Raw genomic sequence first — 25,436 nt, 5'->3', positions numbered from 1 at the left:
ATGTCTGTTTTACCCGCGACACTATGGCGGGTCGCATCGCCATCGCCTACATGCAAAATCATGGCTCGCCCGAACGCTCCCGACCGATTCAATGAAGAAAAGGCGACCTACGTCATCCGTGGCAGCGACGCGGCGGACGATAAGCCCGATCTGGAACGCGGCGCCGAAGCGATCCGCAACGTCGTGCGCAAATTGCCGACGCGGCCCGGGGTGTACCGGATGCTCGATGCGCGCGGTGACGTGCTGTACGTCGGCAAGGCGCGGGCGCTCAAGAACCGGGTGACCAACTACACCCAGGTCGCGCGGCTACCGCAACGGTTGCAGCGCATGGTGTCGCAAACGCGTGCGATGGAGATCGTCACGACGACGAGCGAGGCGGAGGCGCTGCTGCTCGAAGCGCAGCTGATCAAGCGGTATCGCCCACCCTACAACGTGCTGCTGCGCGACGACAAAAGTTTTCCCTTCATCCTGCTGCGGTTGGACCATGATTTTCCGCGCGTGCAAAAACATCGCGGCGCGCGGCGCGCCAAGGGACGTTATTATGGACCGTTCGCCAGCGCAGGGTCGGTCGCCAAGACGCTGAATGCGCTACAAAAGACGTTCCTGCTGCGGAGCTGCACCGACAGTTTTTTCGCCAATCGTTCACGGCCCTGCCTGTTGTACCAGATCAAGCGGTGTTCGGCGCCGTGCGTCGACCGCATCTCGAAAGACGATTATGCGGCGCTGGTCGGCGACGCGCAGGACTTTCTGGAGGGCCGCTCGACCGCGGTGCAAAAGCGGCTGGGCGATGCGATGACCAAGTCGGCCGACGCGATGGATTTCGAGCAGGCCGCGGTGCTGCGCGACCGGCTGAAATCGCTGACCTTCATTCAAGGCAGCCAGTCGGTGCACGCCGACGGGCTGGGGGACGCCGATGTCTTCGCGCTGGCGGCGAAGGGCGGCCAGTTGTGCGTCGCGGGCTTTTTCATCCGCGGCGGGCAAAATTGGGGCCATCGCAGCTTTTTCCCGGCGCATGTGGCGGGGGTGCCCGAGGCCGAGGTGATGGCGAGCTTCCTGATGCAATTCTACGAGGGCGTGCCGCCGCCGAAGACGATCCTCGTCGATCGCGAACCTGCGGAGATGGAGCTACTCTCCGAGGCGCTGGGCGAAGTCGCCGAACGCAAGATCGAGATCAGCGTGCCGCAGCGCGGTAACCGGCGGCGGTTGCTCGAGCAGGCGGTGCGTAATGCGGGCGAGGAACTCGACCGGCGGCTCGCCGAAAGCAGTTCGCAAGCCAAGCTGGGCCGCGAACTCGCCGAGCTGTTCGATCTGGAGTCGCCGCCGCAGCGGATCGAGATTTACGACAACAGCCATATCCAGGGCACGAACGCGCTAGGCGCAATGGTCGTCGCCGGGCCGGAAGGGTGGATCAAGGGCGCCTATCGCAAGTTCAACATCAAGCGCGCCGATACGATGCCGGGCGACGATTTTGCGATGATGCGCGAGGTTTTCCAGCGCCGCTTTGCCCGCGCGATCGAGGAAGACCCCGAGCGGACGAAGGGTGAGTGGCCCGACCTGGTGCTGATCGACGGCGGCAAGGGGCAGGTCTCGGCGGTCGCAGGCGTATTCGCCGAGCTGGGTATCGACGATCTGCCCTTTGTGGGCGTCGCCAAGGGGCCCGATCGCAATGCCGGGCGCGAGACATTCTATTGGCCCGACGGGCGCGAATTCACCTTGCCGCCGAACAATGCGGTGCTGTTCTATATTCAGCGGCTGCGCGACGAGGCGCACCGGTTTGCGATCGGCGCCCACCGCGCGAAGCGCGCGAAGGCGCTGGGTAGCTCGCCGCTCGACGAGGTGCCGGGGATCGGCCCATCGCGCAAAAAGGCGCTGCTGATGCACTTCGGCACCGCCCGCGCGGTGCGCGGGGCGAGCCTGGAGGATTTGCAGAAGGCGCCGGGGGTAAGCGCAGCGGTGGCGCAGGCGGTGCATGATTTCTATCATGCGGGGGGATGAGTTTGGTGGACAACAATCGCCGTTCGTCCTGAGGAGGGACTGAGCTTTGGCGAAGGCCCGTCTCGAAGGACCATGCGCGGCGCGTGGTCCTTCGAGACGCCATTTCGACAAGCTCAATGGCTCCTCAGGACGAACGGGGGATGAGATAGGAGACGTATGATGGATTTCGCAGCCATGATGCCGCTAGCCGCCACGCTGGGGGTGACGATCGACGAGGGCAGCAAGCACCGCGTCGCCGGCAAGCTGCCCGTGCGACCCGACATCTGCACCGCGGGCAACATCGTCCATGGCGGCGCGATCATGGCCTTTGCCGATTGCCTGGGCGCGGTCGGGGCGTTTCTGACCTTGCCCGAGGGCGCGAGTGGGACAACGACGATCGAGAGCAAGACCAATTTCCTTGGCGCCGGGCCGGTCGGATCAATACTGGTCGGCGAAGCGACCCCGGTGAAAGTCGGCAAGCGCGTGTCGGTATGGCAGACGCGCATCGCGACCGAAGACGGCGCCGATGTCGCGCTGGTGACCCAGACGCAGCTGGTGCTTTGGCCAGCCTGACCGCCCCGGCGATCGTTTGCGCGGTCCGCGCGCATGGCGAGCATGGGGCGATCCTGCGCGCGCTGACCGAGGAGGCGGGGTTGGTCGCGGGTTATGTGCGCGGCGGGCGATCGACGCGGCTGCGCCCCATATTGATCGCAGGCAATCTGGTCGCGCTGGAACTGCGGGCGCGCACCGAGGAGCAATTGGCGAGCGCGACCGCCGAGCTGCTGGCGAGCCGGGCGCCGCTGCTCGCCGAACCGCTGGCAGCGGCGGCGATCGACTGGGCGACCAGCGTCACCGCGACAATTCTGCCCGAAAGCCAGCCCTATCCGGCGCTCTTTTCGGCACTGTCGGGGTTGCTCGACGCGATCGGCGTCGCGTCGTCGGCGCGGCAGTGGGCGGCGGCGCTGGCGCGCTATGAATTGCTGCTGCTCGCCGAACTGGGGTTCGGGCTCGATCTTGACGAATGTGTGGTGACGGGGGCGGCCAGCGATCTAGCGTTCGTCAGCCGCAAGTCGGGCGGGGCGGTCAGTCTGGCCGCCGCGGTCGGCTATGAGGAGCGATTGCTGCGTCTGCCGCCCTTTCTGCGCGGTGCCGACGCGCCGCCGTCGCTAAACGACGTGCTCGATGGCCTGGCGATCACCGGTCATTTCATCGACCGCGACCTGCTTGACGGCCGCGCGCGCGAACTGCTTAGCGTTCGTGCGCGATTGATCGATCGGCTGGGCAGGGCGGTTGCGTGACGCGCCGCCGCTGTCTAAGCGGCGGGCGAGACACGAAAGGGCGACAAGTTGAAAATCCTGCTGCTGGCTGGCGACGGTATCGGTCCGGAAATCATGGTCGAGGCCGAAAAGGTGCTCGCCGCGCTTGGGCTTCCGGTGATGCTCGATCGCGCGCTGGTTGGCGGCGCGGCGTATGAAGCGACCGGCCATCCGCTGCCGCCCGAAACGCTGGCGAAGGCGAAGGCCGCCGACGCAATCCTGTTCGGCGCCGTCGGCGACCCGCGTTTCGATAGCGCCGCGCGGCATTTGCGCCCCGAGCAGGCAATCCTCGGGCTGCGCGCCGAACTCGGCCTGTTCGCCAATCTGCGCCCCGCCAAGATGTTTGCCGGGCTGGAGGACAGCTCGGCGCTGCGCCCCGAAGTTGCCTCGGCGATCGACCTGCTGATTGTCCGTGAACTGAACGGCGACGTCTATTTCGGCGAAAAGGGCACCCGCACCACCTCGGATGGCCAGCGCGAGGGCTATGATGTCATGGCCTACAGCGAGAGCGAAGTGCGGCGGATCGCCCACGTCGCCTTTCGTGCCGCGCAGGGCCGCAAAGGGCGGCTGTGTTCGGTCGATAAGGCCAACGTGCTGGAAACGTCGCAGCTGTGGCGCGATGTGGTGATCGAGGTGGCGACCGAATATCCCGATGTCGCGCTGACCCATATGTACGTCGATAACGCCGCGATGCAGCTGGTCCGCAACCCCGGTCAGTTCGACGTCGTCGTCACCGGCAATTTGTTCGGCGACATCTTGTCCGATCAGGCGTCGATGTGCGTCGGATCGATCGGCCTGCTTGCTTCGGCATCGCTGAGCAAAGGCAAGCAGGGGCTGTACGAGCCGATCCACGGCAGCGCCCCCGATATTGCCGGACAGGGCGTCGCCAATCCGCTGGCGATGATCCTGTCGCTCGCGATGCTGCTCCGCTATTCGGGCGATGACGAGGCGAGTGCGGCGCGGATCGAGGCAGCGGTGGCGAAGGTGCTGGCCGACGGGTGCCGCGGTGCCGATCTGGGCGGAACCATGGGCACGGCGGCGCTGGGCGATGCGGTTGTTGCGGCTTTGAACGGATAGACGAGATGAAAAAGACCACGGGTTTCGATCGCAACACCACCCGCCACTGGCACCCCGCGACGCAGGCGGTGCGTGGCGGAACCTGGCGCAGCGAGCATGGCGAGACGTCGGAGGCGTTGTTCCTGACCTCGGGCTACACCTATGATGATGCCGAAACGGTCGCGGCGCGTTTTGCGGGCGAAGAGACCGGCATGACCTATTCGCGGCTCCAGAACCCCACCGTGGCAATGCTCGAGGAACGTATTGCGCTGATGGAGGGCGCCGAGGCGTGCCGGACGCAGGCGACCGGCATGGCGGCGATGACCACGGCGCTGCTGTGTCAGCTGTCGGCGGGCGACCATATCGTTGCAGCGAAGGCGGCGTTCGGCTCGTGCCGCTGGCTGGTCGATCAGCTCTGCCCGCGCTTCGGGATCGAAACGACGGTGATCGACGGGCGCGATAATGACGCGTGGGAACGTGCGATCCAGCCGAACACCAAAGTATTCTTCTTTGAAACCCCCGCCAACCCGACCATGGACATCGTCGATATGAAGCATGTCTGCGGTGTCGCTCGGGCGCACGGCATCACGTCGGTCGTCGACAATGCCTTCGCGACCGCGGTGCTCCAGCGACCGATGGATTTCGGCGCCGACGTCGTTGCCTATTCGGCGACCAAGCTGATGGAGGGGCAGGGCCGCGTCCTTGCCGGGGCGGTGTGCGGGACCGAGAAATTCATCAACGACGTGCTGCTGCCGTTCCAGCGCAACACCGGCCCGAACCTGTCGCCGTTCAATGCCTGGGTCGTGCTGAAAGGCCTTGAAACGCTCGACCTGCGCGCGCGGCGCCAGTCCGAAAACGCGCTGGCGGTCGGAAAATTCGTCGAAAAGCGGGTACCGAAGATGCTTCACCCCGGACTTGCCAGCCATCCGCAATATAATCTGGCGATGAGCCAGATGGAGGCGTGCGGGCCGATCTTTTCGTTCATTCTCGAAGACCGCAAGCAGGCGATGGCGCTGCTCAACGCGCTCGAACTGGTCGATATTTCGAACAATATCGGCGATTCGCGCAGCCTGTGCTGCCATCCGGCGTCGACCACCCACTATAGCGTCAGCGCCGAAGCGCGCGCCGATATGGGGGTGGTCGAGGGCATGTTGCGGATCAACATCGGGCTGGAGGATCCGCGCGACCTGATCGCCGATCTGGACCAGGCATTGACCAAGGTCGGGCTTTGAGCGAATTTGGCGCCAAGATGATCGACTCCTTTTTCCCCTTTGCCGAGACGACCGGACCGGTCACGGTGCGCGTATCGGTCAGCTATTTGCCCGAACAGTCGCATCCTGCGCTCGGCCGCTGGTTCTGGGCCTATCACGTCCGGATCGAGAATCATGGCGACGTCGCCGTGCAGTTGATCAGCCGCCACTGGCGGATCAGCGACGGGCGCGGCCAGATCAGCGAAGTCGAGGGTGAAGGCGTCGTCGGCGAACAGCCGCTGATCGCGCCCGGCGGTGCCTATGACTATGTCTCGGGCTGTCCGCTGCCGACCCCCGAGGGCTCAATGGTCGGCAGCTATGCGATGGAGGTTGGCGACGGGTCGCAAATGCTGATCGCGATCCCGCATTTCCCGCTTGTGGCGCCTGCGACCGCGGCATGAAGCGCACCCATCTGCCGCTGAACGCCCTGCGCGTATTCGACGCCGCTGCCCGGCACCTCAGCTTCACGCGTGCCGCCGACGAACTGGCGGTGACCCCGGCGGCGGTCGGGCAGCAAATCCGCGCGCTTGAAGATATGCTCGGCGTTGTCCTGTTTCGCCGCACGCCGAAGGGGCTGGAACTGACCGGCGAGGCTGACGCGGGGCTCGATGCGTTGCGCCAGGGGTTCCTGCAATTCGAGGAATCGGTGCGCGCAATGCAGGCGGGGCAATCGTCGCAGTCGCTGACGATCGCGGCGCCGCGCGACCTGACCGCAAAATGGCTGGCGCCGCGGCTCGCGCGTTACAGCCAGCAGGCTCCCGATGTGCGCTTTACGTTGGTGCCGGCCGACAGCGGCATCGATTTTACCGAGGCCAATCTGGATCTCGCGATCTTCTGGTCCGACGGCGTCGGCGAGCATGAGGGTGTCTCGCTCGCCGATCCGCTGATGGTGACCGTGGCCGGGCCAGGTAGCGCCAGCGACACGCGGATCGCCTGGCCCGGTTGTCCGGTGGCCGACGGCGAGCCCGCGCTTCGGCTGGGTGATGCCGGGCTGGCGATCGACGCCGCTGCGAACGGGCTGGGCCAGGCTAATGTTCCCGCCATGCTGGCCGAGGCCGACATCGCGTCGGGCCGCGTGCGCCAGATCGGCGAATTGGTGTCGGTGAAGCGTGGTTACTGGCTTGTCGCTCCGACGCCGCAATGGCGGCAGGCGAAGGTCAAGGCGCTGGTCGCGGCGTTGACCTCTTAGCCTTGTCGTCGCCCCCGCGAAGGCGGGGGCCGTTAGCAACCATGCGCGAGCCGGATGGCGGCCCCCACCTTCGCGGGGCGACGTGCGTTTCTACTTCGCCGCCAGCGCCAGCAATCGCGTCACCAGCCCGACCAGCGTTTCGGTGGCCACCGGCGCCTTGGGATTGTTCCAGCTCGCGGTGACGACGAACCATTTGCCGTCGGATTTCCGCTCACCGAGCAGGCTCATCGAAATCACCCCGAGTTCGGACCCGCCTTTGTAGCCGAGCCACGACCAATCCTTGGTCGCGCCCGGGTTGACGCCGGGATTGATCGCCATCACCGACATCGCGGTAGGCGATTGCCGGTTCCGCAAATCGATCATCGCCCGGGCAACGTCGTTGGGGCTGGCGAACCATTCCAGACTGTCGATAAACCGCGGACCGCCAGCAAAGCTGACGCCATCGACATTGGCGAGGGTCAGCCGGTCGCGGTTCGCGGCGAGCAGTTTCCGTTGCGCCGCGTCATCGCCCGCGACAAACGCCGTGCGTTCGTTCGCGAAATTATTGCCCTTCAGCGCAAACGCCTCGACCGTCGTCAGGAACGGGATATTGCGCGATGGATCGCTGTGCCCCGCCGCGCGCATCCGTGCCTCGATCGCCTCGCGGCCGAGCAGGTGGATCAGCGTGTCGGTCGCACTATTGTCGCTGACCGAAATCATCCAGTTTGCCAGACTTTGCAACGTCACCGGCGTGTCTTTCGGCCAGTTCGCGGTGCCCATCGATGAAAAACTGAGGTGCGACAGTGGCACGACATCGGACCAGCGGCGCTTCTTCTCTGCGACCTGCGCCGCCAATTCGTCCAAGATATAGAGCTTGAACGTCGACCCGACCGCAAACTGCCGATCGGGGTTCGCCGCCACGAGCGGCTTCATCGCGTTGCCGTCGAGTTCAGCAACAAGAAAACCGGTGTCGCCCGGCAAGGCGGCCAATTCCGCTGCGACCTTGGGAAAGCTGTCGTCGGCAATTTCGAATCCCAAAATGCGGAGCCCCGCAATGCGCTGGTCGGCGGCGCTGCCCACTTCGAGCCCGATAGTGCCGATGCCCTTTTCAAACCGCACCCGCACCGTTCCCGACTTTCCGTCGGTCGACGTCGCGCTGTCGATCGTAACGGGGGTGCCATATTGCGCCACCAAGCTGGTGGTGATCGTCTTGAACTGCGCTTCCGGCACCGCGGCCTGAAACGACGGGTCGAAATAATCCGCGAAGGCGATGCGCCCCGCCAGCAGGTCGACAAGCTGCGCTGCACGGCGGTCAAAGGCCGTGTCGGCCGCTGCAGTCGCTTCCGGCGTTTGCTGGGCAAGGGCGGCGGAAGCGGGCAGGATCATCGCCGCCGTCAGAAGCGAAGCGAACAGGGTTTTCATGATAGGTCTCCTTCATGTGAATGGGCGCGGTCGAGCCGGTCGATCTGCGTGCGGAGTGTCGCGGCGGCGCGGTGGTTGAGCCACCAGATGCCGCCGAATATCAACAATTGGAACGCCGCGACCGAGAGGAAGACCAGCGGGTTCGCCAATCCGCTGCCCCTTGCCAGACCAGCGAGGAAGATCAGCAGGCCAGGAACGAACGGCGCGAGATACCAGCGGCCGACGCGCGCGAGCATATGTTCTTCGCGCACCAGCCTGGCACGGTAATAGCCGCGGACATCCTGCGTTTCGGCTTCGGCATCGGGCCGCGAGGTGCGGCGCCCGAGCTGCCACGCGACGAACAGCGCGGCCGCGATGATCAGCAGGCTGCCCAGCTTGAGCAGGAGCTCGGGCAGGAAGATGGCATAGAGCGCAAAAAACACCACGACCGCCGCCGTTGCGCCATATTCGCGGCGGTTGCGCTGACGAACAGCGTCGCCGAACCGGGCGGCTCGGTGCTTGATCTCGTCGAGCGGAAGCGGCGCGAGCGCGGCCTCGCGGCCTTGCCACAGCGCATGCAGGCGCATTTCGTCGGTTGGGTCGGTCATATCGTCACTCCCGCAGCTGAAAAGCGGCGCGTCAGCATGGCCTTGAAGCGGTGGATTTTGGCGGCCGCCACATCGGCGGAAACGCCGGTTACATCTGCGATTTCGGCCCCGGCGACGCCTTCGAGATAGAGCAATAATATCTGCCGGTCGGGTGGATCGAGGCGGTCGACGATCGACAAGACCAGCGCCATCGCCTGTTCGCTCTCTGCGGTTTCCAGCGGCGAGGGGGCATCGTCGGCGATGTCGAGGTCTTCGATGCTCGACCAGGTCCGCCTGGCATGGCGTTGGCGCGCGAGCATGTGGGAGGTCGCGCGGTTGTGCGCAACGCGCCACACCCAGGTGCTGAGCGAGCAGCGGCCATCGAACTTCGCGAAGCTCTGCCACAGCGCGACCTGCAATTCCTGCGCAAGGTCGCGGCGCAGGTCGGCATCGGCCTCATAAGCGCGGGCAAGGCGCGCCAGCGCGCCGCCGAAACGCGCGATCGCTTCCGCGAAATGCCGGTCCTGCTCGCTTTCGATCACCCGCGTCTCCAGATTTTCATACCGCATGATCCTTTAGTCGGATGCGGGACGGATTTCTGACGGGCGATGCGAAATTTTTTCGTCAGGCGTCGATCGCCGCCTCGTCGAGCGTCGCGGCGTTCGCCTGGATAAACTGGAAGCGGTGTTCGGGGTGCTTGCCCATCAGCCGGTCGACCAGATCCTTGACCAGATGCCGTTCCTCATATTCCTGCGGCAGGGTGACGCGCAGCATCGAGCGCGTCGCGGGGTCCATCGTTGTTTCCTTGAGCTGGTTCGGGTTCATCTCGCCCAACCCCTTGAAACGGCCGACATCGACCTTTTTGCCCTTGAACTGCGTCGCTTCCAGCTCGGCACGGTGGGCATCGTCGCGCGCATAGGCCGATGTGCTGCCCGCGGTCAGCCGATAGAGCGGCGGCTGCGCTAGGTAGACATGGCCGCGGCGGACGATGTCGGGCATTTCCTGAAAGAAAAAGGTCATCAACAAGGTTGCGATATGTGCGCCATCGACATCGGCATCGGTCATGATGACTATTTTTTCGTAGCGCAGCCGGTCGGCGTCGCAATCCTTACGCATCCCGCAACCGAGCGCGAGCGCCAGATCGGCGATTTCCTGATTGGCGCGAATCTTGTCGTTGCTGGCGCTGGCGACGTTCAAAATCTTGCCGCGGATCGGCAGGATCGCCTGCGTCTTGCGGTCGCGCGCCTGCTTGGCGCTGCCGCCGGCGCTGTCGCCTTCGACAATAAACAATTCCGTGCCTTCGGGGCCATCATTCGCGCAATCTGTGAGCTTGCCGGGCAGACGCAGCTTGCGGCCACTGGTCGCGGTCTTGCGTTTGACCTCACGCTCGGCCTTGCGCTTCAATCGCTCGTCCATGCGGTCGAGGATCAGCCCGAGCAGGGCGCGGCCGCGGTCCATATTGTCCGACAGGAAATGGTCGAAATGGTCGCGCACCGCGTTTTCGGTCAGGCGTGCCGCCTCGGGGCTGCTCAGGCGATCCTTGGTCTGGCTTTGAAACTGCGGATCGCGGATGAACACCGACAGCATCATCTCGCCGCCGTTGAACACATCCTCGGCGGTGATCTGCGCCGCTTTCTTTTGTCCGATCAATTCGCCAAAACCGCGCAATCCCTTGGTCAGTGCGGCGCGCAGCCCCGCTTCGTGGGTGCCGCCCGCGGGCGTCGGGATGGTGTTGCAATACCAGCTGTAAGACCCGTCCGACCATAGAGGCCAGGCGATCGCCCATTCGGCGCGGCCCTGATCGCCCGGGAAATCCTGGCGGCCGATGAACGGTTCGGCGGTCGCACATTCGCGGGTGCCGATCTGTTCCTTCAGATGGTCGGCAAGTCCGCCGGGAAACTGGAAGGTCGCCTCGGCTGGCGTATCGTCGCCGATCAGTTCGGGCGCGCATTTCCAGCGGATTTCAACGCCTGCGAACAAATAGGCCTTCGACCGCGCCATGCGATACAGGCGCTGTGGTTTGAAGCGGCCATGATCGCCAAAGATTTCGGGATCGGGAATGAAGGACACGCTGGTGCCGCGGCGGTTGGGCGTGGGGCCAAGCTCTTCCAGGCCGCCGACGGGCGTTCCGCGCGCAAAACGTTGGCGGTAGAGCAACTTGCTGCGCGCCACCTCGATCTCGGTGTCGATCGACAATGCGTTGACGACGCTGATCCCGACCCCGTGCAGACCGCCCGAGGTCGCATAGGCCTTGCCCTCGAACTTGCCGCCCGAATGGAGGGTGGTCATGATGACCTCCAGCGCCGATTTGCCCGGGAATTTCGGGTGCGGATCTATCGGGATGCCGCGGCCATTGTCGGTCACGGTCAGCCGGTTACCGGCCTCCAGCGTCACTTCGATGCGGTTGGCGTGCCCCGCGACCGCTTCGTCCATGCTGTTGTCGATGACCTCGGCGGCCAAGTGATGCAGCGCCCGCTCGTCGGTGCCGCCGATGTACATGCCGGGGCGGCGGCGGACGGGCTCCAGTCCCTCCAGCACCTCGATCTGCGAAGCATTATAGCTGTCGGTGGCCGGGGTCGCGGCGTCGAACAAATCGTGACTCATGGCATGGCTATAGGGGGCGGCAAAGCGCGCTGGCAAGCGGGGTTTTTGGGCGGTTGGCGCAGCGCGCAAAAACTCATTTCGTCCCATTTATCAGCGAATACGGAACATTAGCGCACCCGCTGTCGTTTAGCCGCTGACGCAAAGTCACAAAAAAAGTTGGAGCAACAATATGAAACTCGCCTCTCTCCTCGTCGCCTCGGCGGCATCGATGCTGGCCGTGCCGGCGATGGCCCAAGACGGCCGCGACACTTCGGGGGACTTCGACGGTCCCTATATCAGCATCGTCGGCGGCGGCACGCTGCAGGGCAATGACCGCGGCGAAACCGTCGTGTTCGACACCAACCGCGACGGCACCTATGGCGACCAGGTGACGACCTTTGCCGGTGCCAATGCCTTTTCGACCGGTTTCTGCAACGGCGCGGCGACCAGCAGCGCCAACATCGGCTGCCGCAACGACAAGGACGGTCCCGAGTATTTCGGTCGTCTGGGTTTTGACAAGCGCATGGGCAATTTTGTCCTCGGCGCGGTGATCGAAGGCGGCCGCAGCGAAGCGCGCGACAGCGTCAGCGCATTTTCGACCACACCGGCGAGCTATACGTTCAGCCGCGAGGCTGATTATCAGGCAGGCGCCCGCCTGCGTGCCGGTTACACCCCCGGCGGCGGCGCATTGTTCTATGTCACCGGCGGCGGCGCCTATGCCAAGCTCGACAACCGTTTCACCACCAGCAATGGCGCGAACAGCTTTGCCGACAACGGCCGCACCAATGCCTGGGGCTATGCTGCGGGTGGCGGCGCCGAAATCATGGTGACGAACAATATCGCGGTCGGCCTCGAGTATCTCTACACCGATCTCAAGGACAATGATTATGTCGTCAACGTCGGCCCGGGCACCGCGCCGCCGACCAACCCGTTCCTGCTGAACGGCGGCGGCACCGACATGAAGCGCAGCAGCGACCATTTCCGCACCCACAGCGTGCGCGGGTCGCTCAGCTTCCGCTTCTAAATCCTCTCGGAAGCGGCAATCGGAAGGCGTCGGATCGCGAGATCCGGCGCCTTTCGGCTATTTGGCGGCGGGGGGAGCGGCGACAGGCGCCGCGAAAATGGCGAAATTACCGTTGGCGCTGCTCACCAGGCGGCCATCCTGATACAGCCGCGCGTCGATATTGGCGACGCGCTTGCCGCGATGGAGCACCGCTGCCTCGCAGGTCAGGCGGCCCTCGCCGACGCGGACATGATAGTTGAACTTGATTTCCAGCGTCGCGCACCATTGATCGGCGCCCAATAAGCTGGTCAGCGCGCCGCCCATTGCGGTGTCGGCGAGCGAGTAAGCGACGCCGCCATGCGCGGCGCCCTGCGGGCTGAAATGTCGCTGCCGCTCTACGTCGATCGCCATGGTGCAGCGGCCATCGCCGCGCTCGACCATTTGCAGGCCGAGCGCGCGCGCAAATTCAAACTCCTGCGCGAACGGCTTCACCGCGCGCCCTAACGAACTCGCGGACCCCCGAACGGCGGCGGCGGGGGCGGGCGGCGCGTGCCGCGCGGCAATTGCGCCTGATAGGCGCGGCCGCAATGTTCGACGCAATAGGGGAAGCCGGGATTGACCGCCTGACCGCAGAAATGAAAGTCAGGCTCACCCGGGTGCCCCATCGGCCAGCGGCAGATGCGATCGTTGAGGTCGAGCAAGGTCGTCTTGTCGGCGATCTCCGGGCTCGGCTTGGCCGGGACCAGACGGCGCGGCGGGGCGGGCGGGATCGGTGCCTGCTGGTCGCCCGGACCCTGACGGATAAAGCCGCCGGGGCCGATCGACACGATGCGCGGCTGATCCGCCTTGGGAATCTGCTCACCCACCGAACCGTCGGCGGTCGGGGTATCGACGGTCGGGCGGGCTTCGGCTTTCGGCGGTGCCGTGTGGGCCGGACGCGGCGCAGCCGGAGCAGCAGCGCGCGGCGGTGCGGCCGGTGTGACGGGTTTGGGTGCGGCGGGGGCCGCAGCTTTGACGGGTTTCGCCTTGTCGGTTGCCTTGACCGGCGACGGGCGCGATTTCAGGCCCAGGCGATGCGCCTTGCCGATCACGGCATTGCGGCTGACACCGCCGAGTTCATCGGCGATCTGGCTGGCGGTCAGCCCTTTTTCCCACATGGTGCGCAGGCTTTCGATGCGCTCATCGGTCCATGACATAGTCTATTCCTTATCATTCCACGCCGCGGGCCATGTCGCGGTCATCGATGCGATCCTTTCGGACCGGCGCTACTGCCCAGCTTGCGGTAAGATCGGGGAGGCGATAGGCGAGAACGCCATGAACGACCAGCCCCAAATTTCGCGCCCCGACTCGAGCAAATTCGCGGCAACCCCGCCCTTTGCCGAACCGGGAGTGCCGCACATCCGGACGCTTAACGTGCCCGGTATGCAGGCGCTATATGTCAAGGAGGTGCGGCGCTTTTTCAAGGTGCAGCTGCAAACTATCTGGGCACCGGCGATCACCACGCTGCTGTTCCTCGTCATTTTCACCGTTGCACTCGGCGGTGCTGGGCGTGAAGTCATCGGGGTTCCCTTTGCCGATTTCATTGCGCCCGGGCTGATCATGATGGCGATGCTGCAGAACAGTTTTGCCAATTCCAGTTTCTCGCTGCTCGTCGGCAAGATTCAGGGGACGATCGTCGATTATCTGATGCCACCGCTCGCCGTCGGCGAGCTCATCATTGCGCTCGTCGGCGCCGCAATCACTCGTGCGATCCTTGTCGGTTTGGCGCTATGGCTGGCGATGTCACTGTGGCCGGGGGTCAGCGTGCTGCCCGACCACCTGTGGGCGGTTGCGGTGTTCGGTGTGCTTGGCGCGTCGATGCTCGGCTTTCTTGGCCTCATCACGTCGGTGTGGGCGGAAAAGTTCGATCATGCCGCGGCGGTGACCAACTTTGTCGTCACCCCGCTCGCGCTGCTGTCGGGGACATTTTATTCGGTCGATCGGCTGGCGCCTTGGTTCCAGACCGTCGCGCACGGCAATCCGGTCTATTACGCGATCATGGGCTTTCGCTACGGCTTCATCGGCACGGTCGATTCGACGATTCCCAATCCGGTGCTGACTGCGATCCTGGTGCTCGTCGGGGTCAATATCGTGCTGGGGCTGCTGACCTATCGTCTGTTGGCTTCGGGCTGGAAGCTGAAAGCCTGATCGCGGCCGCTTAGTGTCGGTGGATCGCGCGGACGCGGTAGCGACCGTCGTCCAGCCCTTCGAACATCGCGTCGATCTGCGGGTGATCGATCGGGCCGCCTTCGGCGTCGGGCACCAGATTCTGCTGGCTGACATAGGCGATATAGGATGAATTGCCGTTTTCGGCGAGCAGGTGATAATAGGGCTGCTCTTTCGCCGGACGAATTTCCTCCGGGATCGCCTCATACCATTCATCGCTGTTGGCAAAGACCGGGTCGATGTCGAACACGACGCCACGAAAATCGAACATGCGGTGCCGCACGATGTCGCCCGGCGCAAAGCTGGCGGCGCCGATCAACGGGGCGGTAACGGTCGCAGGATGCTCAGGGGAGGATTCGGTCATCATCCTGACAATCTATGACGATTCGACGACCGTTCAAGGGCGAGTTGATCCGCGCCGCCCGCCAGCGCGGGGTGGCATGTGGTCGATCATGGGGAAAAATGGAGGAGAGTGAGGGATTCGAACCCTCGGTACCGTTGCCGGCACTTCGCATTTCGAGTGCGACGCTTTCGACCACTCAGCCAACTCTCCTCGCTGAGAGGTGACGCCCCTAGCGGCGGTCCGTCGCCCTTGCAACCCTCTAGTCACAAAAGCGACCTTCTATTTTGTCATCCCGGCGCAGGCCGGGATCTCCACATCGCGTCATGACGCAATGTCGAGACCCCGGCCTACGCCGGGGTGACAGAAAGCGGGTTCAGGGCTTTTCCGTTTCCCACCAATAAGCGGCGCGCTGGCGGGTCCCCGTCGCCACCTCGTTCATCGTCAGCGGATCGTAGAGCCGCCCGCCCAGCATGACGCGGTGGATGCGTTCGGTGTTGCGGATGTCCTGCGTCGGATCGGCGTCGAGGATTAGCAGATCGGCGAGCTTGCCCGCCTCCAGCGACCCGACATCCTTGCCATAGCCCAGCGAGGTTGCGGGCATGATCGTCGCGGCGCGCAGCGCATCGATATTGCTCCACCCGCCGCGCACGAACGACCAGATTTCCCAATGCGCACCCAGCCCCGATTGTTGGCCGTGCGCGCCGATCGACACCATCCGGCCCGCCGCCGCAATCTTGCCCGCTTCGCGCGCCGAATCATCGTCGACATAGTCGCCTTCGGGGGCGATCGTCCGGCGCTTGTTGTTCGCAGCAAGCTCGGTGGGCGGGATATGTCTGGTCAGGATCGGATGCTCCCAGACATTGGTGTGCGCGCGCCAATAAGGATCACCAGCCGGGCCGCCATAGGTCACAACCAGGGTGGGCGTATAATCGGTCTTGGTCTGCCCCCATAGTTGCACCAGATCCTTGTAGAAGGTGTGGAGCGGGATGTTGTGCTCGACGGTCGAATTGCCGTCCTGGATCAGCGACACGTCCATTGTGTAGAGCGAGCCGCCCTCGGGCACGACCAGCATGTTCTCGGCCTGTGCGGCCTTGACGACCATCTGGCGCTGATCGCGGCGCGGCTGATTATAGTTTTTGACACTGTGCGCGCCCTGGGCCTTCAGGCGGCGCACATGCGCCAGCGCATCCTCATAACCGTTGATCTCGGCGTAAACCCCCGCCGCCTTGGCGCCATAGATGATCTCGCCGGTCGAAAAGATGCGCGGCGCCAGGATCAGCCCGGCGCGCTGCATTTCGGACGAGACAAAGATTTCCGAGGCGCGCGATGACGGATTGTGGCTCGTCGTGGTCCCCATCGCAAGGTTGACGATTTCGGACCAGTTCTGCTGCGGAATCAGCTCGTCGTCGCCGTGGCTGCCGTGGGCGTGGGCATCGACAAAGCCGGGGACGATCGTCTTGCCCGTCGCATCGACCGTGACCGCGCCCGCAGGGACGCTGATCGATGCGAGCGGGCCGACGGCGGTGATGCGGTCACCCTCGATCACGATCGCGCCATTGTCGATGATGCCCCCATCGGTGCCCGCCATGGTGACGATGCGCGCGCCGGTGATGACCACGGTGCCGCGGCGCTTGGCCGCAGTCTGCGTCATCGCGAGCGAGACGCCGTCGGTCGGCGGCGTGAATTTCGGCGCCTTTTCGTCGGCTGGAGCGTTGGTGAACAGGCTGGCGAGATCGGCGCTGAACAGTGTCGCGCCGCGGCTCCAGTGAAGGCGGCGCCCGCCATCGGACCAGTGGATATATTCGGCGCCGCTGCCGCTGACCCGGGTGACGGGCAGTGCGCCGCTCTTGGTGCCGAGCGATACGTCCTGCCCACCAAGCATCAGCGGGGTGACATAGGCATCGTAATTCTGGCGGAAAGCCAGCGTGCCGCCGTCGGGCGAGATTTCATAGTCGCTGACCAGTTCGCCATTGGCGTGGGTGCGTTTGTCCTGACCGCTGAGGTCGGTGCTGACCAACTGGCTCTTGCCGTCGCCTGCGGTGACCATGAAAATGCGGTCGTTGGTCGCGCCGAACTGCGGCTTGGCGCCGTCGCTGCTGACCCGTTCCGCCGTGCCGCCTGCGGCCGGGATACGGTAAACGCCCGGGTCTTCGCTCCACCGCGCCGAGGTCAGCCCACCGCTGCCACGCCGTTCGAAAGCAATCGTCTTGCCGTCGGGCGAGAAACGCGGTTCGGCATAGTGGCCGGGGACCGAGGTCACCTTGCGCGACGTGCCGCCGCCCGCGCCGACGACATGGATTTCGCCAAGACCGGTGTCGGTCCAGCGCACAAAGACGAGCGACTTGCCGTCGCGCGACCAGCTTGGCCACGCCTCGACCGCATCATCCTTGGCCGCGGTCAGCCGCCGCGCGGCGCCGCCGGCCGAGGGCTTGAGGTAGAGCTTGCCAAGGGTTTCGAACACGACGGTGCGGCCGTCGGGCGAGACTTCGGCCCAGCGCGGCATTTGCGTCGTGAAACTGTCGGGTGCGACATCGACCGCGGGGTGGGTGGCGTCGACGATGACGCGGTCGTCGTTGATGCTGAACGGAATGATCCGCGCGTCGCCGCCATTGCTGCCGACGCGCCGCAGCTTGCCGCCCGCCCAAAAGACGATGCTATTGCTGTCGGGGGTCCACGCCATGTTCGGATAGACGCCGGTGACCGCCCAGGTTTCCTGCACATCCTGATCGAGCGCGTCGTACAGCTTGCGCTCGGTGCCCGAGGCGAGGTCTTTGACATAGAGTTTCGACTGGGTGCCTTCCCGGCGCACGAACGCCAGCCGCTTGCCGTCGGGCGAGGGGGTGGGGCGCACCGCGCCACCATTACCGGAAGCCGCGGTGCTGACCTTGGCGTCCTGCAAGTCATAGCGTTCGATGTGGAATAGGTCGGTGTTGCTGTCCTGGGCATATTCGAAGATCGCGCCCGGGGTGACGTTGCGCGTGTAAAACACGCTCTTGCCATCGGCCGCGAAGATCGGCTCGCCGAGCTCCTTCTGGTGACGTTCGTTCGGTTTCTTGACCAGCGGCACCCCAGCGCCGCCCGAAACATGGTACATCCACACTTCGCCGGTGCCGAGCGAGCGGCCGGTGGTGAAATGCTTCTTGGCGACGATGAACTGCCCGTCGGGGCTCCAGCTTGGCTGGTTGAGCAGGCGGAAATCCTCCTTGCTCAGTTGCACCTTGCCGCTGCCGTCGCGGTTCATCAGCCAGATATTGTCGCCGCCCGCACGGTCGGAGACGAAAGCGATGCGTTTGCCGTCAGGCGAAAAGCGCGGCTGATGCTCGAACGCCAATCCTTCGGCGATACGCGTCGGGGTGCCGCCCTCGATCGGCATCGTATAAATATCGCCGAGCAGGTCGAAGGCGATCGTGCGGCCGTCGGGGGCGACATCGACGTTCATCCAGCTGCCTTCGTCGACTGCGATCGGCACCGTGCGTGTCGCCATGCCGGGCGGGGCGTTGACGTCCCATTTTTCAGGCTTCGCCTCGGCAGCAGGCGCGGACGCTGCCTGCTGCGCAAAAACCGACGTCGAACAGGCCAAAGTCGCCGCGAGGGCGAAAACAAAGCGCGCCATGATATTATCCCCGTTTGAAATTATGTGCCGACCATATGCCGCCGGTGAGAACATGCAAGCGACAGGTTTCGACGAAGGTGCTGGCACGCTCGACGGGCGGCTGCTAGCCCGCAGCAAAGATAATAAAGGGAGAGCAAAGCGTGCCGCTCAAGGGAATAAGAGTCCTCGATTTCGGGCGCTATATTGCAGGACCCTATTGCGCGGCGCTGCTCGCCGACTATGGCGCCGACGTTATCCGGATCGAGGCGCCCGGCGGCAATGACGATCGCTACACGGTCCCCGTCGCCGACGACGGATCGGGCGCGATGTTCATGCAGATGAACCGCGGCAAACGCTGCCTGACGCTGAAACCCGGCAGCCCCGAAGGCCGCGAGATTGTGCGGCGGCTGGTCGCGACCGCCGACGTCGTCGTCGCCAATCTGCCGCACGACGCGCTGACCAAGCTGGGACTGGATTTCGAAAGCCTGTCGGCGATCAACCCGCGCGTCATCCTGGCCACCGCGTCGGCCTTTGGCAGCCAGGGGCCGCTGGCGCAGAACGTCGGCTTCGATGCGGTAGGGCAGGCGATGTCCGGCGCCGTCCACCTGACCGGGACGCCCGATCAGCCGTATCGGGCGCAGGTCAATTATGTCGATTTCGGCACCGCGCTGCACACCGCATTCGGGGTGATGCTGGCGCTGCGCGAGCGCGAGACGACGGGGAAGGGGCAATGCGTGTCGGGATCGCTGCTCGGCACCGCGCTCGCTTTCTCGAATGCGCTGGCGATCGACCATGCGCTCAACGGCATCGAACGCCAGCCGATTGGCAATCGCAGTTACAGTTCGGCGCCGACCGACATTTTTCGCACCCGCGACGGGTGGATCGTCACCCAGATTGTCGGCGGCGGCATTTTTGCCCGCTGGGCCAATCTGGTCGGGCGACCTGAACTGATCGATGATCCGCTTTACGCCAGTGATATCTTGCGCGGCGACAATGGCGAGGCGTTGAGCGTCATCATGCAAGCCTGGTGCAGCGAGCGCAGCAGCGCCGATGCCATCGCCGAACTGGGCGCCGCGCGCGTTCCGGCGGCGCCGGTGCTGCGAGCGGGCGAGGCACTGGCGCAGCCACATGTCGCCGCGATGGGGCTGGTCGAACCCGCCGCCTATCCCGGCACGCCGACCGACGCGCCGGTCATTCGGGCGCCGATGACCCTGTCGGACAGCGCGAAAACGGCGTCGGCGCGCGCGCCGCAGGTTGGCGAACATAGCGATGCGATCCTGGCGGAGCTCGGTTACGACACGGCCGCGATTGCAGCTTTGCGGGCGGCAAAGATTATTTGAGCGGCGAGGGGTGGACGGCGACGCCCGGGATCCTTAAATACCGATCAGTATGAAATTCAGCCTCCCCAAAAACAGCCCAGGAGTGTCGAGATGAGCGATCAAGCCGAATATGTGCCACCAGCCGTGTGGACCTGGGACAAGGAGAGCGGCGGGCGCTTTGCCAACATCAACCGTCCGATCGCCGGACCGACGCACGACAAGGATTTGCCGGTCGGCCAGCATCCGCTCCAGCTTTACTCGCTGGCGACGCCGAACGGGGTGAAGGTCACCGTGATGCTCGAGGAACTGCTCGAGCGCGGCCATAGCGGCGCCGAATATGACGCGTGGCTGATCAAGATCGGCGACGGCGACCAGTTTTCCAGCGGGTTCGTGAACGCCAACCCCAACAGCAAGATTCCGGCGCTGGTCGATCGCAGCGGCGCCGAACCGATCCGGGTGTTCGAATCGGGCGCGATCCTGATCCACCTGGCCGAAAAATTCGGCGAGTTTCTGCCGACCGACCCGGCGCAGCGCGCCGAGACGCTGTCGTGGCTGATGTGGCAGATGGGCAGCGCGCCGTTCCTGGGCGGCGGCTTTGGCCATTTCTATGCCTATGCGCCGTTCAAGCAGGAATATCCGATCAATCGCTATGCGATGGAGGTGAAGCGCCAGCTGGACGTGCTCGACCGGCGACTGGCGGAGAGCGAATATATCGCAGGCGCCGACTATACAATCGCCGATATGGCGATCTGGCCCTGGTACGGCGCTCTGGTGAAGGGTCTAGTCTATGAGGCAGGCGAGTTCCTGCAAGTGCAGGATTACAAGCATGTCCAGCGCTGGACCGACCAGATCGCGGCGCGTCCGGCGGTCAAGCGCGGGCGGATGGTCAATCGCGTGATGGGCGATCCGGCGAGCCAGTTGCACGAACGGCATGATGCGTCGGACTTTGACCTGCGGACGCAGGACAAGCTCGAGGCCGCCGAATAGTCGCAATTTGCGATAGCGGGCGGCGCAGGATGTTTAAGGCTTTGCTTATCATCTGCGCGGTTCGGCGGACTTGCTTCGGTTGTCCGATCGGGACCGGAACCAGGTTCCTGTAAAATACACAAAAGCGGCGTCGGGCGCTCTCGACGCCGCTTTCATTTCGGTCCGCCATGCTGACGGGCATGACAGCTTTCCTCCCATGTCCGGGGTCTCCCCGCCAAACTACCCCGAGCGAGCTTGCGCTGGCGCGTGAAGAGCGCGGCGCCGCGATCGTCGAAATGGCGCTGGTGCTGCCGCTGCTCCTCGCGCTGTTGATGGGCGTGCTCGTCTATGGCCAATATTTCATGCTGGCGCACAGCGTTCAGCAGGCGGCGAACGACGGCGCGCGCGCCGCTATCGTCGGGCTCGACGCCGCAGATCGCCGCGCCGTGGCGGCGCGGGCGGTCGAACGCAGCCTGCAGACGGTGAGCGGCGCGCACAGTGTCGCGGTGTCCGAAACGAGCGAGGCGATCACCGTCGCTGTCACATTTACGGCGCCGCCCGACACCTTCCTGCGCTCGGCGCTGATCCCGTCGCCGACCAACGTCATCCGCTCAAGCGCGACCTTCGAATTGCCGGTGGATTGACGATGATATTGCTGCAAAACCTCCGCATTTTTGTCCGCGATCGCCGCGCCGGGATCAGCATCGCCACCGCATTCGCGATGACGATGCTGATCGGCGCCGCGGCGCTCGCGGTCGATGTCGGTTCGCTCTATCTCGACCGCCGAAAATTGCAGGGCATCGCCGATGCCGCAGCGATGGCGGCCGCAGGCCGACCGGGCGAGGAGCAGGCGGCGGCCGAACGGATCATCGCCGCCAACTGCGATTGCGGTATCCGCATCGCGGCGCTGACCCCCGGCACCTACACGCCCGACGGAGCGATCGCCGCCGAACAGCGCTTTGCCCCGGGCGGCGCATCGGCGAACGCGGTGCGGATCAGCCTGACCCGCGATCGCCCGCTCTATTTTGGACGATTCCTGACCGGCAAGAGCGACAGCGTGATCCGCGCCACCGCGACGGGCGCGCGGCGCGGCTATGCGGCTTTTTCGCTCGGCTCGCGGGTTGCCGCGGTCAATGGCGGCCTGCCGAACGCTCTGTTGTCGGGGCTGACCGGCAGCCAGGTCAACCTGTCGCTGATGGACTACAATGCGCTGGCCAGCACCGACATCGATCTGCTGGCGTTTTCCGATGCGCTGCGCACCGAAATCGACGCCGACGTCCTGACCTTTGGCCAGACGCTCGACAGTCAGGTGACCCTGCCGCAGGTCGTTTCGGCGTTGGCGAGCGCGTCGGACGGGCAGGCGGCAAGCGCGCTCGAGCATATCGCCGATCGTGCCTTGCCGCGCAGCCTGTTACCATCGCGCGCGATCGATCTGGGGCCGCGGTCGTCGAGCATCCGCGTCGATCCCGCCAACCCGGTCAAGGTCAACGCACTCAGCCTGCTGCGTGCGATGCTGTTGCTGAGCAGCGCCAATCGCCAGGTCGATCTGTCGGTGGCCAGCAATCTGCCCGGCGGATCGGGAATAGACATCGCGCTGCTGATCGGCGAGCCGCCCGCGCATTCGCCGCTGATCGCGGTGACCGATACCAATCAGGTTGTCGTGCGGACCGCGCAGGTGCGGCTGAAACTCGATACGCGGATCGCGACCCCGCTTGCCAGCGTCCATATCCCGGTGCTGGCCGAGCTCGGCTCGGCATCGGCGCGGATTTCGGATATTGATTGTCGGCCCCACAGCGGCGCGGCGGTGTCGCTGGCGGTGGTCACCTCGCCTGCGATGCTGGCGATAGGAACCGTCGACGACGCCGATTTTCAGGATATGCAACGCCCGCTCGATCCGCGCCCGGCGCGGGTGGTGAAACTGCCGCTCGCCAGCGTCGATGCCGAGGCCGAACTGGTGTTGTCGGACCTTGCCGAAAAGCAGGTCGGCTTTTCGCGCGACGACATCGACGACGGACAGGTGAAGACGGTGTCGAGCAGCGGACTGGTTGCGGGCGCCGCCAAATCGCTGTCCGATCGTATGGACCTGCGCGTCAATGTGCTCGGCATCGGGCTTAACCTCAACGCGCTGCGAACCGTCGTCGGCGATACCGTCGCGCTGGCGGCGCCGGTGCTCGATACCGTGTTAGCCGATGTCACCGGGCTGCTCGGCGTGCATCTGGGGCAGGCGGATGCGCGAGTCAACGCGCTGCGCTGCGGCAAGGCGAAGCTGGTGTGACTACGCCATAACGGTGCCGGGGCGGATGCACTTTGTGGCCATCATCGCGCGGTCGGCCCCAAAAGGATCATAAGTGATCCGGCCAGCGGGGAGGCAAAAGTGCCAGCAGTCCATGAACCACAGCGCGTTTCAGCGGCGGATTTCATCCGCGGCTTTGCCAACTGGCGACTGCAATCGGCGCGCAAACCGGTCGTCGTGACGCATCATGGCAAGGACGCGCATGTGCTGATCTCGCTCGACGACTATCGGCGGCTGGACCGCAATGCGGACAACGTCGCCGCGGCGACGGACAGCCTGCATCACTCGCTCGCCGGGCTGGCCGAAGCAATCCGTGACGCGGTGATCCTGATCGATCGGCAATGGCGGATCGTCGCGGTCAATCCCGCGGCGTCGGACATGCTGGAGACGTCGTGCGCCGACCTGATCGGCGCGCCGCTGCTAACTGCGGTGCCGCGGCTGGGGGGCAGTTTGCTGGCGCAACATATCGTTCGCATGATCGACCATCGCGAGCGTTTTTCGGGCGAGGTGCCCGACATCTTGCGGCCGCGTCAGTGGCTGCGCGTCGATCTGGTTCCCGCGCCGATCGGCGGAGCGCTGATCCTGCGCGATGTCAGCGAAGCAATGGACGGTTTTGCCGCGACCGATGCGCGGCAAGCGTTGCTCGAAGCGGTGGAAACGGATGGCGGCATCGGTCATGCGCGCCTGTCGGTGCGTGAGACCGTCGAGGCGGCCAATGCCGTGCTGACCGACCTGCTCGGGGTCGATCCTGCAGCGATCCGGCGGGTGCGCTTCTCCGCGCTGCTGGCGGTTGGGCAACGCAGTGCCTTTGCCGAAGCCTTGGAATCGGTGTTCCGGTCGGGCCAGTCGGCGCGCCTCGCGTCGCAGATCGTGACGCGCGACGGGACCGCGATTGCCGTCACGCTGACCATCGCCGAAGTGCGCGGTCCCTACGCCAGCGATGGCGCCGTCGTCTTGGTAACGCGCTCCGCGCCTTAGAGCGCCACTTCGCTGGACAAGCGGCGTCCACTGGCGCAATCATCGGGTGACAAACGTTGCAAGTCGCAACTTGCCGTTTACGTAAAGGTGAGCGCCCGGTATAAGGGCGCCATTATCCGATGGGAGATTCGTGATGGACATGGAATTCAGCCCCGAAGATCTCGCCTTCCAACAGGAAGTGCGCGACTTCATCGCCGAAAATTACCCCGCCGAGCTGCGCGACAAGCAGGATGAGGGCGAAGAGATGTCCAAGGAGGATTTCCTCGCCTGGCACAAGATCCTGCACAAAAAGGGCTGGATCGCTCCCGCATGGCCGGTCGAATATGGCGGCACCGGCTGGACGCCGACCCAGCGTTTCATCTGGTCGGAGGAAACGTCGCGCGCCGATTGCATCCGCCTGATGCCGTTCGGCCTCGCGATGGTCGGGCCGGTGATCTACACCTTCGGCACCCCCGAACAGAAAGCCTATTTCCTGCCGCGTATCCTGTCGGGCGAGGATTGGTGGTGTCAGGGCTATTCTGAGCCGGGTTCGGGCAGCGATCTGGCGTCGCTCCGCACCACGGCCATCCGCGATGGCGACGATTATATCGTCAACGGCCAAAAGACCTGGACGACGCTGGCCCAGCATGCCGACTGGGGCTTTTTTCTCGTCCGCACCGACAAGGACGCCAAGCAGCAGGAAGGCATTTCCTTCCTGCTGATCGACATGAAATCGCCCGGCATCACCGTGCGCCCGATCATCACGCTGGGCGGCGAGCATGAAGTCAACGAAGTGTGGCTGGAGGATGTCCGCGTTCCCGTCTCGCAACGCGTTTATGAAGAGAATAAGGGCTGGACCTGTGCCAAATTCCTGCTCGCGCACGAACGTACCGGCATCGCGGGTGTTGCCGCCTCGAAGCGCGGGATCGAGAAGGTGAAGGCGATCGCCCGCACCGAACTCGACGGCGACAAGCCGCTCCTCGCCAATGCGTTCTTCAAGCGCAAAGTCGCCGAGCTGGAAGTCGATCTCGCCGCACTCGAATTTACCGAGCTGCGGAGCTTGGCGGGTGCGAATGCGGGCCGCGGGCCGGGGCCGGAGTCGAGCCTGCTCAAGATCAAGGGATCGGAAATCCAGCAGCGGCTGACCGAACTGAGCCTGGAAGCGGTCGGCCATTATGGCGCGCCCTATTTCCGCGGTTTCGGAGAGGGCGACAACGAGCATCCGATCGGCCCGGACTACGCGCACCGCGCCGCGCCGACCTATTTCAACGTCCGCAAGACGACGATCTATGGCGGGTCGAACGAGATCCAGCGCAACATCATCGCGAAGATGGTGCTCGGCCTTTAAACACATAACAGACGTCATCCCGGCGAAGGCCGGGATCTCGCCGCCGCGTCATGGCGAGAGGTTGAGATCCCGGCC

General features: G+C 64.7%; 23 protein-coding genes and 1 tRNA gene. 15 read left to right on the top strand and 9 right to left on the bottom strand.

Annotated elements, in window-relative coordinates; translation table 11 throughout:
- Window positions 1–60: 60 nt before the first annotated feature.
- The 7 genes from uvrC (at window position 61) to J2X44_RS11245 (ending at window position 6,785) form a co-directional block, all read left to right on the top strand.
- Window positions 61–1,995: an excinuclease ABC subunit UvrC gene (uvrC, locus tag J2X44_RS11275; RefSeq protein ID WP_310083866.1), complete on the top strand. Its 1,935-nt coding sequence runs from the start codon at window positions 61–63 to the stop codon at window positions 1,993–1,995.
- A 159-nt stretch (window positions 1,996–2,154) separates the two neighbouring features.
- Window positions 2,155–2,547, top strand: a complete 393-nt coding sequence (locus J2X44_RS11270) for a PaaI family thioesterase (RefSeq protein WP_310083864.1) — start codon at window positions 2,155–2,157, stop codon at window positions 2,545–2,547.
- On the top strand, window positions 2,535–3,272 hold the full coding sequence (recO, locus tag J2X44_RS11265; protein WP_310083861.1) for a DNA repair protein RecO: 738 nt from the start codon (window positions 2,535–2,537) through the stop codon (window positions 3,270–3,272). Before J2X44_RS11270 ends, recO begins: the two co-directional genes overlap by 13 nt.
- A 48-nt stretch (window positions 3,273–3,320) precedes the next feature.
- Window positions 3,321–4,367: a 3-isopropylmalate dehydrogenase gene (gene leuB / locus J2X44_RS11260; protein ID WP_310083859.1), complete on the top strand. Its 1,047-nt coding sequence runs from the start codon at window positions 3,321–3,323 to the stop codon at window positions 4,365–4,367.
- A gap of 5 nt (window positions 4,368–4,372) precedes the next feature.
- Window positions 4,373–5,578, top strand: coding sequence for an aminotransferase class I/II-fold pyridoxal phosphate-dependent enzyme (locus J2X44_RS11255; protein WP_310083858.1), 1,206 nt, complete (start codon window positions 4,373–4,375; stop codon window positions 5,576–5,578).
- A 17-nt stretch (window positions 5,579–5,595) separates the two neighbouring features.
- Window positions 5,596–5,997, top strand: coding sequence for a Co2+/Mg2+ efflux protein ApaG (apaG, locus tag J2X44_RS11250; RefSeq protein WP_310087014.1), 402 nt, complete (start codon window positions 5,596–5,598; stop codon window positions 5,995–5,997).
- Complete coding sequence (locus J2X44_RS11245) at window positions 5,994–6,785, top strand: LysR family transcriptional regulator (protein WP_310083856.1); 792 nt, start codon at window positions 5,994–5,996, stop codon at window positions 6,783–6,785. Before apaG ends, J2X44_RS11245 begins: the two co-directional genes overlap by 4 nt.
- 90 nt (window positions 6,786–6,875) lie before the next feature.
- Here J2X44_RS11245 and J2X44_RS11240 read toward each other — a convergent pair whose 3' ends face one another.
- The 4 genes from J2X44_RS11240 to parE are packed head-to-tail and all read right to left on the bottom strand — an operon-like array spanning window position 6,876 to window position 11,356.
- Complete coding sequence (locus J2X44_RS11240) at window positions 6,876–8,186, bottom strand: serine hydrolase (protein ID WP_310083853.1); 1,311 nt, start codon at window positions 8,184–8,186, stop codon at window positions 6,876–6,878.
- On the bottom strand, window positions 8,183–8,773 hold the full coding sequence (locus J2X44_RS11235; protein ID WP_310083851.1) for a hypothetical protein: 591 nt from the start codon (window positions 8,771–8,773) through the stop codon (window positions 8,183–8,185). Before J2X44_RS11235 ends, J2X44_RS11240 begins: the two co-directional genes overlap by 4 nt.
- The gene (locus J2X44_RS11230; RefSeq protein ID WP_310083848.1) at window positions 8,770–9,321 is read right to left on the bottom strand and encodes a sigma-70 family RNA polymerase sigma factor; all 552 of its coding nucleotides are present in this window, start codon (window positions 9,319–9,321) and stop codon (window positions 8,770–8,772) included. The genes J2X44_RS11235 and J2X44_RS11230 overlap by 4 nt, the downstream gene beginning before the upstream one ends.
- A gap of 55 nt (window positions 9,322–9,376) precedes the next feature.
- Entirely contained in the window at window positions 9,377–11,356 is a 1,980-nt protein-coding gene (gene parE / locus J2X44_RS11225) for a DNA topoisomerase IV subunit B (RefSeq protein WP_310083845.1), read from the bottom strand.
- Between the two features lie 169 nt (window positions 11,357–11,525).
- Between parE and J2X44_RS11220 the strand changes: the two genes are divergently transcribed.
- The gene (locus J2X44_RS11220; RefSeq protein WP_310083842.1) at window positions 11,526–12,359 is read left to right on the top strand and encodes an outer membrane beta-barrel protein; all 834 of its coding nucleotides are present in this window, start codon (window positions 11,526–11,528) and stop codon (window positions 12,357–12,359) included.
- A 57-nt stretch (window positions 12,360–12,416) separates the two neighbouring features.
- Here the strand turns inward: J2X44_RS11220 and J2X44_RS11215 are convergent, their stop codons facing one another.
- Both J2X44_RS11215 and J2X44_RS11210 read right to left on the bottom strand, forming a co-directional pair.
- The gene (locus J2X44_RS11215; RefSeq protein ID WP_310083840.1) at window positions 12,417–12,830 is read right to left on the bottom strand and encodes a PaaI family thioesterase; all 414 of its coding nucleotides are present in this window, start codon (window positions 12,828–12,830) and stop codon (window positions 12,417–12,419) included.
- Between the two features lie 8 nt (window positions 12,831–12,838).
- Window positions 12,839–13,534 carry a GcrA family cell cycle regulator gene (locus J2X44_RS11210; RefSeq protein ID WP_310083837.1) on the bottom strand — a complete coding sequence of 232 codons (696 nt, stop codon included), beginning with the start codon at window positions 13,532–13,534 and terminating at the stop codon, window positions 12,839–12,841.
- A gap of 118 nt (window positions 13,535–13,652) precedes the next feature.
- Between J2X44_RS11210 and J2X44_RS11205 the strand changes: the two genes are divergently transcribed.
- Entirely contained in the window at window positions 13,653–14,525 is an 873-nt protein-coding gene (locus J2X44_RS11205) for an ABC transporter permease (RefSeq protein WP_310083835.1), read from the top strand.
- Between the two features lie 10 nt (window positions 14,526–14,535).
- On the opposite strand, the gene hspQ is transcribed toward J2X44_RS11205, so the two are convergent.
- The 3 genes from hspQ to J2X44_RS11190 form a co-directional block, all read right to left on the bottom strand.
- Window positions 14,536–14,910 (bottom strand): heat shock protein HspQ, encoded by a 375-nt coding sequence (gene hspQ / locus J2X44_RS11200; protein ID WP_405053364.1) that lies wholly within the window; start codon window positions 14,908–14,910, stop codon window positions 14,536–14,538.
- Window positions 14,911–15,006: 96 nt separating this feature from the next.
- Window positions 15,007–15,096: transfer RNA gene (locus J2X44_RS11195), tRNA-Ser, on the bottom strand.
- 163 nt (window positions 15,097–15,259) lie between these two features.
- Entirely contained in the window at window positions 15,260–18,499 is a 3,240-nt protein-coding gene (locus J2X44_RS11190; RefSeq protein WP_310083828.1) for an amidohydrolase family protein, read from the bottom strand.
- A 140-nt stretch (window positions 18,500–18,639) separates the two neighbouring features.
- Between J2X44_RS11190 and J2X44_RS11185 the strand changes: the two genes are divergently transcribed.
- From J2X44_RS11185 to J2X44_RS11160, 6 genes are all read left to right on the top strand, one after another.
- The gene (locus J2X44_RS11185) at window positions 18,640–19,818 is read left to right on the top strand and encodes a CoA transferase (RefSeq protein ID WP_310083825.1); all 1,179 of its coding nucleotides are present in this window, start codon (window positions 18,640–18,642) and stop codon (window positions 19,816–19,818) included.
- 90 nt (window positions 19,819–19,908) lie between these two features.
- Window positions 19,909–20,784 (top strand): glutathione-dependent disulfide-bond oxidoreductase, encoded by an 876-nt coding sequence (gene yghU / locus J2X44_RS11180; RefSeq protein ID WP_310083822.1) that lies wholly within the window; start codon window positions 19,909–19,911, stop codon window positions 20,782–20,784.
- Window positions 20,785–20,963: 179 nt separating this feature from the next.
- Window positions 20,964–21,407 (top strand): TadE/TadG family type IV pilus assembly protein, encoded by a 444-nt coding sequence (locus J2X44_RS11175; protein ID WP_310083820.1) that lies wholly within the window; start codon window positions 20,964–20,966, stop codon window positions 21,405–21,407.
- A 2-nt stretch (window positions 21,408–21,409) separates the two neighbouring features.
- Window positions 21,410–23,038, top strand: coding sequence for a TadG family pilus assembly protein (locus tag J2X44_RS11170; protein ID WP_310083818.1), 1,629 nt, complete (start codon window positions 21,410–21,412; stop codon window positions 23,036–23,038).
- A 99-nt stretch (window positions 23,039–23,137) separates the two neighbouring features.
- The gene (locus tag J2X44_RS11165) at window positions 23,138–24,034 is read left to right on the top strand and encodes a PAS domain-containing protein (protein ID WP_310083815.1); all 897 of its coding nucleotides are present in this window, start codon (window positions 23,138–23,140) and stop codon (window positions 24,032–24,034) included.
- Between the two features lie 133 nt (window positions 24,035–24,167).
- On the top strand, window positions 24,168–25,361 hold the full coding sequence (locus tag J2X44_RS11160; protein ID WP_310083814.1) for an acyl-CoA dehydrogenase family protein: 1,194 nt from the start codon (window positions 24,168–24,170) through the stop codon (window positions 25,359–25,361).
- The last annotated feature ends 75 nt before the right edge of the window (window positions 25,362–25,436 follow it).

Source organism: Sphingopyxis sp. BE259, assembly GCF_031457495.1.
Classification (GTDB): Bacteria; Pseudomonadota; Alphaproteobacteria; order Sphingomonadales; family Sphingomonadaceae; genus Sphingopyxis.
This window is presented reverse-complemented; position numbering and strand designations above follow the sequence as displayed.

Bases quoted from the DNA above. Each gene is read 5' to 3' on its own strand.
- uvrC (WP_310083866.1), top strand. From the start codon at position 61: ATGGCTCGCCCGAACGCTCCCGACCGATTCAATGAAGAAAAGGCGACC.
- J2X44_RS11175 (WP_310083820.1), top strand. From the start codon at position 20,964: ATGACAGCTTTCCTCCCATGTCCGGGGTCTCCCCGCCAAACTACCCCG.
- J2X44_RS11190 (WP_310083828.1), bottom strand. From the start codon at position 18,499: ATGGCGCGCTTTGTTTTCGCCCTCGCGGCGACTTTGGCCTGTTCGACG.
- J2X44_RS11230 (WP_310083848.1), bottom strand. From the start codon at position 9,321: ATGCGGTATGAAAATCTGGAGACGCGGGTGATCGAAAGCGAGCAGGAC.
- J2X44_RS11255 (WP_310083858.1), top strand. From the start codon at position 4,373: ATGAAAAAGACCACGGGTTTCGATCGCAACACCACCCGCCACTGGCAC.
- J2X44_RS11170 (WP_310083818.1), top strand. From the start codon at position 21,410: ATGATATTGCTGCAAAACCTCCGCATTTTTGTCCGCGATCGCCGCGCC.
- J2X44_RS11270 (WP_310083864.1), top strand. From the start codon at position 2,155: ATGGATTTCGCAGCCATGATGCCGCTAGCCGCCACGCTGGGGGTGACG.
- parE (WP_310083845.1), bottom strand. From the start codon at position 11,356: ATGAGTCACGATTTGTTCGACGCCGCGACCCCGGCCACCGACAGCTAT.
- J2X44_RS11205 (WP_310083835.1), top strand. From the start codon at position 13,653: ATGAACGACCAGCCCCAAATTTCGCGCCCCGACTCGAGCAAATTCGCG.
- J2X44_RS11160 (WP_310083814.1), top strand. From the start codon at position 24,168: ATGGACATGGAATTCAGCCCCGAAGATCTCGCCTTCCAACAGGAAGTG.
- J2X44_RS11210 (WP_310083837.1), bottom strand. From the start codon at position 13,534: ATGTCATGGACCGATGAGCGCATCGAAAGCCTGCGCACCATGTGGGAA.
- J2X44_RS11245 (WP_310083856.1), top strand. From the start codon at position 5,994: ATGAAGCGCACCCATCTGCCGCTGAACGCCCTGCGCGTATTCGACGCC.
- apaG (WP_310087014.1), top strand. From the start codon at position 5,596: ATGATCGACTCCTTTTTCCCCTTTGCCGAGACGACCGGACCGGTCACG.
- yghU (WP_310083822.1), top strand. From the start codon at position 19,909: ATGAGCGATCAAGCCGAATATGTGCCACCAGCCGTGTGGACCTGGGAC.
- J2X44_RS11240 (WP_310083853.1), bottom strand. From the start codon at position 8,186: ATGAAAACCCTGTTCGCTTCGCTTCTGACGGCGGCGATGATCCTGCCC.
- J2X44_RS11220 (WP_310083842.1), top strand. From the start codon at position 11,526: ATGAAACTCGCCTCTCTCCTCGTCGCCTCGGCGGCATCGATGCTGGCC.
- hspQ (WP_405053364.1), bottom strand. From the start codon at position 14,910: ATGATGACCGAATCCTCCCCTGAGCATCCTGCGACCGTTACCGCCCCG.
- J2X44_RS11235 (WP_310083851.1), bottom strand. From the start codon at position 8,773: ATGACCGACCCAACCGACGAAATGCGCCTGCATGCGCTGTGGCAAGGC.